The organism is Staphylococcus nepalensis, from assembly GCF_014635045.1.
GTDB classification, from domain to species: Bacteria; Bacillota; Bacilli; order Staphylococcales; family Staphylococcaceae; genus Staphylococcus; species Staphylococcus nepalensis.
The window spans coordinates 390432-402155 of the sequence record NZ_BMCF01000001.1 but is presented as its reverse complement, the minus strand read 5'-3'; the positions used below and the strand labels follow the sequence as shown (position 1 = coordinate 402155).

The window sequence follows — 11724 nt, the reverse complement described above, 5'->3', positions numbered from 1 at the left end:
TTTTAAAGTTTGAGCATACAGTTAAAATTTGAATGTGGTATGTGCTACAAACATTTCTGAAAAAACTAAACGTAATTTTAAAAGAGCAAGTGTAGAAAACCAATTCGTATTTTGGTTTCTGCATTGCTCTTTTTTTATGTCTAATTACTGACAAATCAAAAAAGAACATGAAAATTCATATTTACTTTATTAAAATGTATTTAAATAAAGAGGTGTGATATGGAAATCTTTTACGATATAGAATTTAATGACAGTGGTAATTCAGTAGTGAATTTTAACGATGGCGTACGTATGGTATTAGTGCTTAAAAGTACGTTGAAAGTTGTAAGAGGGAGTCAATTTCAGACTTTTCAAGCAGGTGATGTATTTATTATTAATCATAGAGAACGTTATCAATTTATAGAAGAGGATGATGCTTTATATATCAGTATTCATTTAGCGGAAGCTTATTTACGACAATATATTAACGACTTTAATGGTAAAATGTATATTTTAAATCAGCAAACGTTACAAGGTGTGATTTATAAACAAATTATTAATGCAATTGCTAAAATTGGTATTGTCTATATTAGAAAAGGGAAATTTTATCGCTTATATTTAGAACAGCAATTAATTGATTTGATATTTATTATTGTGCGTTATTTACCAACACATGACAATGCAACGCTTGAAAATGACATTAACGATGAACGTTTGGAATTTGTATGTCAATATATTGAAAAATATTTTAATACACCTATTACATTAAGTGAAATAGCCGAAAAAGTTCATTTGAGTACGACGTATCTTTCGAAACTATTTACGAAACACATGGGCATTGGTTTTAATCATTATATTAATCATATTAGAACAGAACATTGTAAAAATGATTTGGTTCATACAAATGCATCAATCACACAAATTGCTTTAAAAAATGGTTTTAGCAACTCGACTATGTTATTAAAGTATTTTAAAGCAAATACTGGGCTAACACCATCACAATATAGAACCCAATATCAAAGTGAAGATCACCCAACGAAAATAAAAAAAACAACAGAATTTGAAAACTATCAAAGGTATTTATATTATTTATCTTCATATATACAACAAACGCTTGGAACCATCATTCAATCTCCTGATAATCAAAAAGTAATTGATATTACATTAGAAAATAATCTAAGCCAACAATTATCACATTACCAACATGTTATTCAAATTGGGAGCTTTGACACGTTACTCATTCAAAGATATAGAAAACAATTAATAGAAGTACAACACGATTTAGGATTAGATCATATTTTAATTAAAGACCCTATATTAAAAGGTTATGTTGATCGTAATGTGATTGAAAGTGACGAAATGATTCCCAATATGCACCCTTATATGAAAGTGGATGAATGTTTAAATTTTCTATATGAGCATCAAATAGGGTTAGGTATCGAAATGCATCCGCCAACGTTGCCTTCACAATTTGAAAAATACACAAAAGAATTAAAGTGCTTATTAGAACATATTTATAATATGGTTCCTAATAGAGATTGTTTTAAACTTGTTGTTTATCTTAAGTGTAACCATACGCAGAAAATATTAAACGTTATCACTTTGTTTAAGCAATATTTTGAGTTCGCCCATATTGTACTTAATATTGATATGGATAATATGAATGCGTTAGCGACAGCTAAAAAACTACTGTCAGAAGCAATCACAAATATTGATAGTATAGCGTTTAACGCAAACCAAAATGATATTATTAATTTTAAATCTATAGAAAGTAAACAGTATGATTTAGCAAAAAGACATATCATCGCACAATATAATACCATGACACGATTATTAGGAGTGAAGGATAAAAATATACCAGTGGTGCTTCTTAATTGGAATACTTTAACTGGTAACACGCACCTCACTAACGGAGAATACTTTAGAGCAGGTATTATTTTTGAACAACTCATTGATATGAATCATCGTATCCATGCAATTGGTTATTGGTTAAATCACGAATTACATCACCAATATAATGCAAATGATGTGATATCAGAGCTGAATGGTATCGATTTATATCACCAATTTGATGGAAAAAGACCAGCATTTTTTACAAGTATGTTTTTTAAGAAATTATTTAAACAAGTGCTATTTAAGAATGAAGACTGTATAGTTTTAGGGTGTAATGATCAATTTCAAATCGTGGTATGGGATGCAGAACATTATAACCCATACTACACTATAAATGAGAAATCGGATTATTTGCTACATAAAGAGTATCAACTCAATATTTTGAATGCAGACAAAGGCACTTACAAAGTTAAACACTTAACTCTGGACAAAAATAATGGTGCACTTTATCAAGTTTGGCAGCAATACAATACGCGTCATGGTATGGATGAAGAAACTATTAATTATGTGAATAGAGTATCTTACCCTAAATTAGACGTTAGCGAAGTGGATATAGTAGATACAGTGTCTTATCATTTAAAGTTACAAACCAACGCGATACAAATCATTGAGTTTAAAAAATACTTTTAATCATCTTCATAAAACGTTTGAATACCATCTGTTATATATAAATAGCGGGTTACAATTTAAAACGCATCCTAGAACAACCGTTAATATAAAATGCTTTAGCATATTTATTGGAACTGCAATCATTTATCAGGTAGAGAAACATAGAAATCAATTTATTTATTGTAAGTAATGATTTTTATGTTTCTCTCTTTTTTAGTTATCAATGAAAAGACAAAAAAGATATATTACATTTTTGTCTTCTTTAAATGAAAAAAATAAGTAGAAAATATTAGATACTAGAAACACAAATATTCTATATTTTTCAAAAATGGTACTCGTTATGATGTTTTGTAGAGAGGATAGCGAGTATCATTTATTGAAAATGTCGATAAACAAGCACATTTTTCAATCGAGCTAATCTTCCCTATTTGTCATTTAACAAAATAATTTAGGAGGACGAACAAATGACTCAACAGGGAAACGTGCAAACGTATAGAGGCGACAATAAATTAATATTAGGTATTGTATTAGGCGTCGTTACTTTTTGGTTATTTGCACAATCATTATTAAATGTAGTGCCAACGTTACAACAATCGTTTGATAGTAATATTGGCACAATCAGTATCGCTGTAAGTATTACAGCATTATTCTCAGGGATGTTTGTAGTTGGAGCTGGCAGTCTTGCTGATAAAGTAGGACGTGTGAAAATAACTTATATTGGATTATGGTTGAGTATTATTGGCTCACTATTAATCATTATTAGCAACTTACCAGTATTACTCATTTTAGGGAGAGTGATTCAAGGTTTATCAGCAGCTGCAATTATGCCATCAACATTAGCAATTATGAAAACATATTTTGAAGGCAAAGATAGACAACGTGCATTAAGTTACTGGTCTATCGGCTCATGGGGCGGTTCAGGATTGGCATCATTATTTGGTGGCATGGTGGCCATATTTATTGGATGGCGATGGATTTTTATCTTATCAATAATTATTGCTTTGATGGCGATGTTACTTATAAAAGGGACGCCGGAAACAAAATCAGATAATACAACCGATTTAAAATTTGATTTTACAGGCCTCATACTTTTTGTAGTGATGATGTTAAGTATTAATATTGTTATTACACAAAGTGGTACATTCGGCATCGTTTCACCTTTAATATTGGGTCTGATTATTGTATTTGTATTAACTACAATGTACTTTATAAAAATTGAAAATAAAAAACGTAACCCACTTATTGACTTTAAATTATTTAAAAATAAAGCATATACAGGCGCAACGTTGTCGAATTTCTTACTTAACGGCGTGGCCGGTGCCTTATTAGTGGCAAATACTTTTGTTCAAAAGGGATTAGGTTTTAATGCGTTTCAAACAGGGCTTTTATCAATCACATATTTAGTAACTGTATTATTGATGATTAGAGTTGGTGAAAAAGTGTTACAAAAAGTAGGCGCAAAAAAACCTATGTTATTAGGAACTACTTTTAATATGATAGGTATTATTTTAATCTCATTAACGTTTTTACCAAGTGTATTATATGTCATTGTATGTATTATTGGTTATTTATTATATGGTTTAGGCTTAGGTTTTTATGCAACACCTTCTACAGATATGGCGATATCTAATTCGCCTGAAGATAAAGTGGGGGTAGCTTCAGGTATTTATAAAATGGCTTCTTCATTAGGCGGCGCATTTGGTATAGCTTTATCTGGTGCATTATATGGTGTTGTTACGGCAGCAACAAACGTGCAAATCGGTGCATTGGCAGGCTTATGGCTGAACGTCATCATGGCACTTTTATCATTTGTTATTATTTTATTGACAGTACCATCTTTTAAAAAGCAAATGAAAGCATAATTCTAAAATACAACGCTTTAGTTTAAAAAGTATATAATAGCAATTAGATATTATATATTTACAATAGGAGGAATAACCATGATGAAACATTTAATTGAAAAATTGAAAGAAAAAGAACCGCGTATGATTGAAATACGTCGTTATTTACATCAACATCCTGAGCTCTCTTTCCACGAAAAAGAAACGCCAAAATATATTGAATCATTTTATGAAGGAAAAGATTGTAAAGTCGAAACAAATGTGGGTCCTAACGGGTTGAAAGTTACGATTGACAGTGGAAAACCAGGTAAGACGATTGCAATTCGCGCTGATTTTGATGCTTTACCAATTCAAGAAGATACAGGATTAGCATTTGCTTCAAAAAATGAAGGTGTTATGCATGCATGTGGACATGACGCACATACAGCATACATGTTAATACTCGCAGAAACGTTAATCGAAATGAAAGACGACTTTAATGGCAAAGTAGTTGTCATCCATCAGCCAGCTGAAGAAGTGCCACCTGGTGGCGCGCAAGCAATGATTAAAGACGGTGTCTTAGATGGCGTCGACCATGTATTAGGTGTTCATGTCATGAGTCATATGCCTGCTGGCAATATATATTACAGAGAGGGCAACGTACAAACTGGACGTGACTTCTTTAAATTAAAAGTGAATGGCCAAGGCGGCCATGGTTCATCGCCACACACAGCAAATGACAGTATCGTAGCAGGTGCTTACTTTGTAAATGCCATACAAACAATCGTATCTAGACGTTTAAACCCGTTTGAAACTGGGGTCGTAACGATAGGTTCATTTGATGGTAAAGGTCAATTTAATGTTATTAAAGATAGTATCGAAATAGAAGGCGATGTACGTGCGTTGACTGATGAGACCAAAAATACAATTAAAAAAGAAGTGAACCGTTTATCAGCAGGTTTAGAAGCAATGTTCGGTGTCGAATGTGAATTAGACTATCACGATGATTATCCAGCACTGTACAATGATCCTGAGTTTACTCAATTTGTGGTAGATACATTAGAAAATGCAGAAACAGATGCGATTAACAATGTTGAAAGATGTGAGCCACAACCACCATCTGAAGATTTTGCGTATTATGCTAAAGCAATTCCTAGCACATTTATCTACGCAGGTGCTTCACCTGAAAACGGTGATATCCACCCGCATCATCATCCTAAATTTAATATTAGTGAAAAAGCGATGCGTGTTTCTGCTGAAGCGGTAGGCATTGCTGTATTAAATTATTTGAAATAAAAGCAATTCCTGCTAAATATTGAATGATGAAAGTTATAAAAATGGAGTTACTATAGAAGGAAGACTAAAGTGACAGATATTTGGTTAAGCAATGTATTTGAATCAAATGATTAAACATCTATTGATATTTATGAGAGTGAGAAAATGGAACCTATGACCTAAACATAGACCGCTTTCTCACTCTTTTTTTGAGATAAGTATGGGATTTTGCACTTTCATATATTGTGGAACAGAAATAAATGATTGTAATAAATTTGAATGCAATTTAAACTAACAATTAAAAATGAAGGTTTAATATATCTCTATTTAGTGTATATGTAAAATGAAAAATAGAAGGGGATGATTGCATTGAATGGCGAGAAAAAAATAAATGACTTGTTAGAAGACTATAATAAGCAATTAAAAAAATTATTTAAATATGATCATTCTAAGGCTTTAACATTTGATAATGATAAGCGAAGCAAAGTTAGAGACCAAAAGGGCGTTTTTGTAATCTTTGAAAACAAAACACCTATTTTTGTTGGGCAAGCCGGTGGATTTATGACTGGTTATAAATTAACGCAAAAAGATTTATATGATAAATTAGGGCAATTTAATTTAGCTTCAGATACTGGAACTGCAAAATTTAGAAAAGCTTATATCGAACAACATGAATTAGATGATTCAGAACTGAAACATATTAAAGCAGTAGAAAAAGATTTTAAATTTCAGTATATTAAAGTTAAAGAAAATAGAGCATTCATTAATATTTTAGAAATATTAGCTTTAGAATACGCCAAAAATAATAATATAAAATTATTCAATTTTGTATAATGACCCATGTTGTATTTCTGTGGTCTGTTAAGAAAGCAGTGATTAAAATGAATACGAAAACAGTTAAAATTCATTTTCAACAACACGATATCCTAGTGAAGCTACCGAAAGGCTATGACGAAAGGCGTCATCATCCATATCCGCTTATGCTAGTACAAGAAGGTTATGCATTATTTAAAGACATTGAAGCAGATGTGATATTTGCAGACTTGGTTCCGAATGATAGAAAACTTGAACTTACACCATGCCATGCAGTAGTAGACGGCGTCATTATGATGGAGGGGCAGATACTTATAAAAAGTGGATAATAGAGCAATTGATCCCTTATTTAAGAAAATGTTTTAATATATCACAAGAACATAAAGATATTGGGATTGGTGGCGTTTCTTTAGGTGGGTTATTTACTTTATATACATTATTGAAAGATCCAGAAACATTTGGCTATTATATACTGATATCTCCATCGATATGGTATCCAAGATTTGTTGAATTTATGAAACAACAAGAAATTATAAAACAAGATAAGCGTATCTATTGGTATGTGGGTGAACAAGAGGGACGACAACACATTAGCATAAAACAAGAAATGTTCACTCAGACAGAATTAGGTGTAGGTATATTAAACGAATTAATGATTTCGGAAAATGCTTCATTTTATTATGAGACAAATAAAAGAGGTAACCATGAAATATCTTATTTTAAAAAGTATTTTGCAAGAGCAATCAAAAAATTATTTTGATTTTGTCAATTTTAAGAAGAAATTAAGTCTTTAAGGCTAAAATTATCAGAAAATTCGTAATAGTAACGATAAAAATCTGAACTTTGTACAAAATAATGGTAAAATTTGGACTATATGGATTTTATAAATTGAATAATTTGCTTTATAATGATGCATCTATAAAATTCCTAATAAGTAAGTTCAAAGTAATTATTATTTTAAAACATAGGGGATGTTTTTATGACAGTGAAAACGAATAAGGTTTCAGGTAGTAAGTTATTGACTGGTATTGTATTATCTATATTAACTTACTGGCTGTTTGCCCAATCTTTTTTAAATATCGGGCCTAAGATCCAAACGACATTTGATGCGAGCCCAGATATCGTAAACATTTCAGTGAGTTTAACTTCATTTGTTACCGGCGTGTTTATGGTGGTTGCAGGGAATATTTCAGATAAGTTTGGAAAAGTAAGAATGACTAGGATAGCGTTAGTATTAAGTATTATTGGCTCACTTATGCTTATTGTTTCAGGAAACGTTGTACTACTTTTACTCGGTAGGATTGTACAAGGTTTCTCGGCAGCGATTATTATGCCGGCAACAATTTCAATTGTAAATGATTTCTTCGAAGGAGACGATAGGCAGAAAGCATTGAGTTTTTGGTCAATTGGCGCATTTGGTGGCACTGGACTATCGTCATTTTTTGCTGGAGCCATGGCTACATTTATATTTTGGCAATCGATTTTTATATTATCAATTATATTATCAATCGTAGCGTTGTTTTTATTGAATAAATTACCAGAAAGTCGTATAAATAAAGCTGAATCTAATCCGTTTGATTATATCGGTTTAGCCATTTTTATTATAATGATTGGCAGTATTAGTTTTGTAATAACCCAAGGTTACAAAATAGGGTGGCTTAACGCTATAACAGTGATTTTATTTGTTGTATTTGTAATTTGTATTTACATATTTTTCAAAGTAGAACGTGTCAAAAAAGCGCCATTTATAGATTTAGATTTATTTAAAAATAGACCGTATATTGGCGCAGTCATAGCTAACTTTTTATTAAATACTGGGGTTGGCGTTATTGCACTATTTAATATGTATGTGCAAGGTGGGTTAAAGCTAACAGCTTTCCAAGCTGGCTTACTGACGTTGCCGTATTTAATTTCATTATTGCTTATTATACGTTTAGGAGAAAAAAGTATTAAACGATTTGGCGCAAAGCGTGCAATGGTTATTGGCCCGATATTTACAGGATTAGGTGTTCTGTTATTCAGCTTAACGTTTTTTGATACACCTGTTTACGTGGTGATTGCATTAATTGGTGCCGTATTCTTTGGTGGGGGCACAGGATTATTTGCTACACCGGCATTAAGTACAGCAGTATCTACGACGCCTCCTGAAAAAGTTGGCGTGGCATCAGGTATTTTTAAAATGGGTTCTACATTAGGTGGTGCCTTTGGTATTGCGATTATGACTTCTATTTTTACTGGGATCATTGAGAGTGGCCAAAGCGTGCACAGCGCTGCTGGTATTGGTTTTATTGTGGGTACTTGTCTAGTATTATGCGGCGTGCTAACGAGTGCGATTGTAATACCAACACGGAAAATAAACTAAATATGGCTAACGTATAATTACCAGCTGTTTCTGGAATATAAACAAAAGATCTAGTTTTATATAAACGACATATGAAAGCATGCGTTAGGCATATGTTTATACCAGCTTTTAACTACCCAAATCATTTTGGTTAGGGGCGAGATAGAGATTTAATTCTTTTAATTAGATTTCTATCTCGCTTTATTTAATTTTTTACGTTATAAAACTAAATTACATTTCATAATTTTACATAGAAAATTAAAAGGATTATGATTAATACAAATATATACGAGAAAGGGGGGGTTCTATGCAATACAAAACATATTATGAATCGCCAATCGGTCAAATAGCAATTACTTCAGATGGAGAGGCGATTACAGGTTTATGGTTGCCCAAGCATAACGATTTTGAATTAAATTATAATGAACCTTTAACAGAAGCAAAATTACCCATATTTACAAAAGCAATTACATGGCTTGACGCATATTTCGCAGGAAATAATCCCAAAATTGATTTTGAATTAAAAGCTACAGGGACGGAATTTAGAGAACAAGTTTGGGAGATTTTATTAGACATTCCATATGGCGTAACAGTGACTTATGGCGATATTGCGAAAAAAATAGCAATTAAAAGAAATAAACAAAAAATGTCTTCACAAGCAGTTGGCGGTGCTGTCGGTACCAATCCAATTTCTATAATGATCCCTTGCCATAGAGTAGTTGGTAAAGATGGCAGTCTTACAGGTTATGGAGGCGGCATCGATACGAAAATTGAGCTATTACAACTTGAACAAGTCAATATGAAGCCACTTTATAGACCCAAACATAGCACTAAGCCATAAATGGCGCACAAAATAGCGTAGCTTTCTATGCTCAGAACAATTAAGTATAAAACATAGAAATATGAAAGTTAGATTATTGTATATATATGCAATTTATCAGTGTCGAGCTAGCGTAACTAGATATTAAGATAAAGCCAAAGCTAGAAATGCTATTCACTTTCATTTTTCATTTAAAAAATTATATTTTTAAAAAATAAAAAATTATTTTAGCACCAAGTTGCTTATTAATCTCATTGTGTTATCCTAAAAAACGTCTTTCCTATTTATACTAGAGGGGTGGAAAATTTGGAAAATACAAGAAAATCATTTTCTAGTGTGTTTATTTATTCAGCACTAGTAGTTGGTATATTAGTAATAATTGGTGCTATTTTTCCAGCTAAATTTGGAGAAATTACAGGTGTTATATCTACTTGGGTAACGAAAACATTTGGTTGGTATTATATGTTGTTATACACAGTGATTTTAGGTTTCTGTGTGTTTTTGTTGTTTAGCCCGATTGGGAAGTTGAAATTAGGTAAACCAACAGACAAACCAGAATTTCATACAGTGTCTTGGTTAGCAATGTTGTTTAGCGCTGGTATGGGTATCGGTCTCGTATTCTATGGTTCATCTGAACCGATATCACACTTTCTATCTCCACCGACTGCAGATCCAGAAACAAAGGAAGCAATGGCACAAGCCTTTAGGTCATCATTTATTGACTATGGCTTTCACCCGTGGGCAGTCTATGGCGTAGTTGCGTTAGGTTTAGCATATTCACAATTTCGTAAAGGAGAAAATGGATTAATTTCAAGGACATTAAGACCAGTGCTTGGAGATAGAGTAGATGGTCCCATCGGTGTTATTGTTGATGTGTTAGCTGTATTTGCCACGATCATAGGGGTAGCAGTTTCTTTAGGTGTTGGCGCAATACAAATAAACGGTGGCTTGAATTATTTGTTCGGTGTGCCGAATAACGCTGTAGTTCAAGGTATTATTATCGCTGTAGTTACAGTATTATTTTTATATAGTGCCTGGAGCGGCTTGAGTAAAGGCATTCAATATTTAAGTAATTTAAATATGTTTTTAGCAGCATTATTACTTATTGTTATTTTTATCGTAGGTCCTACAGTACTTATATTAAATATGATGACCAGTGGCACGGGGGATTATCTCAATTCACTTATTTTTAATAGTCTAGATGTCGCACCGTTAAATGAGCAAAAAGCGGAGTGGCTCCAAAGCTGGACAATTTATTATTGGGGCTGGTGGATGAGTTGGAGTCCATTCGTTGGTATTTTTATCGCGAGAATCTCAAAAGGGCGTAGTATTCGTGAATTTGTGATTGCAGTTTTAGGTGTGCCAGTAGTGGTTAGTATTATCTGGTTTAGTGCATTCGGTATGACTGGTATAGATACTGGCCAATCTCATAATGAAATATTTAAAATGCCGCCCGAGACGCAATTGTTTGGTATTTTTAATGAATTACCGTTCGGTTTTATTCTATCAATTATCGCGCTAGCCTTAATTGCTTCATTTTTTATTACATCTGCGGATTCAGCAACTTTTGTGTTAGGCATGCAAACAGCCTATGGCACATTAAATCCTTCAGGTTTTATAAAAATTGTATGGGGCGTTGCATTGGCAGCTATTGCTTACGTACTCTTACTTGCTGGTGGAGATACTGGGTTAGACGCATTACAATCTGCAGCCATTATCTCTGCTTTACCTTTCAGTTTTGTAGTGATATTAATGATGATATCTTTATACAAAGATGGTAATAAAGAACGTAAACATTTAGGCTTATCTTTACAACCAAAAAGACATATCCAAAGCCAAGATCGTGATTAAATAATTACTAAGAATTGGACAGGTATAGCTCAGTTACATTAGAAAAAAGGATGGTTTTTACTAAAAATAACGTAAAAACCATCCTTTTTAATATTTTTATATAGAAATATTGTGATATTAATCATTTTAGATATTTCAGTGTACTTGTTCATTTCTAAAACTTTCAACAGAGATAAATATATTACTAAAATATAAAATAATTGAGAGACTATATTCGTACATGTTTAAATTTAGGTTATGAGCGTGATGGTCATATTTAGCGTTAAATTTAAAGGATAGGAAAACGGCATCTAGGCAAGTATATAGATTGATAAGCGACAAAT

9 protein-coding genes are annotated in these 11724 nt (G+C 32.3%); all 9 read left to right on the top strand.

The window, feature by feature from the left end:
* Positions 1–219: 219 nt before the first annotated feature.
* The 9 genes from aryK to IEU88_RS01895 all read left to right on the top strand — a co-directional run bounded on the left by aryK (position 220) and on the right by IEU88_RS01895 (position 11401).
* Entirely contained in the window at positions 220–2502 is a 2283-nt protein-coding gene (aryK, locus tag IEU88_RS01930; protein WP_103373522.1) for a transcriptional regulator AryK, read from the top strand.
* Between the two features lie 443 nt (positions 2503–2945).
* The gene (locus IEU88_RS01925; protein ID WP_103373370.1) at positions 2946–4343 is read left to right on the top strand and encodes an MFS transporter; all 1398 of its coding nucleotides are present in this window, start codon (positions 2946–2948) and stop codon (positions 4341–4343) included.
* Between the two features lie 78 nt (positions 4344–4421).
* Positions 4422–5597 carry a M20 family metallopeptidase gene (locus tag IEU88_RS01920; protein ID WP_103373369.1) on the top strand — a complete coding sequence of 392 codons (1176 nt, stop codon included), beginning with the start codon at positions 4422–4424 and terminating at the stop codon, positions 5595–5597.
* Positions 5598–5945: 348 nt separating this feature from the next.
* Complete coding sequence (locus IEU88_RS01915) at positions 5946–6410, top strand: hypothetical protein (protein WP_096808375.1); 465 nt, start codon at positions 5946–5948, stop codon at positions 6408–6410.
* Positions 6411–6457: 47 nt separating this feature from the next.
* Positions 6458–6718 carry a hypothetical protein gene (locus IEU88_RS13640; RefSeq protein ID WP_229718976.1) on the top strand — a complete coding sequence of 87 codons (261 nt, stop codon included), beginning with the start codon at positions 6458–6460 and terminating at the stop codon, positions 6716–6718.
* A gap of 8 nt (positions 6719–6726) precedes the next feature.
* A complete protein-coding gene (locus IEU88_RS13635; RefSeq protein ID WP_229718973.1) occupies positions 6727–7149 on the top strand; it encodes an alpha/beta hydrolase-fold protein in 423 nt (140 codons plus the stop codon).
* 219 nt (positions 7150–7368) lie between these two features.
* Positions 7369–8751, top strand: coding sequence for an MFS transporter (locus tag IEU88_RS01905; RefSeq protein WP_103372687.1), 1383 nt, complete (start codon positions 7369–7371; stop codon positions 8749–8751).
* Between the two features lie 286 nt (positions 8752–9037).
* Positions 9038–9571 carry a methylated-DNA--[protein]-cysteine S-methyltransferase gene (locus tag IEU88_RS01900; RefSeq protein ID WP_096808377.1) on the top strand — a complete coding sequence of 178 codons (534 nt, stop codon included), beginning with the start codon at positions 9038–9040 and terminating at the stop codon, positions 9569–9571.
* Positions 9572–9856: 285 nt separating this feature from the next.
* Positions 9857–11401: a BCCT family transporter gene (locus IEU88_RS01895; RefSeq protein ID WP_096808378.1), complete on the top strand. Its 1545-nt coding sequence runs from the start codon at positions 9857–9859 to the stop codon at positions 11399–11401.
* Positions 11402–11724: the final 323 nt, after the last annotated feature.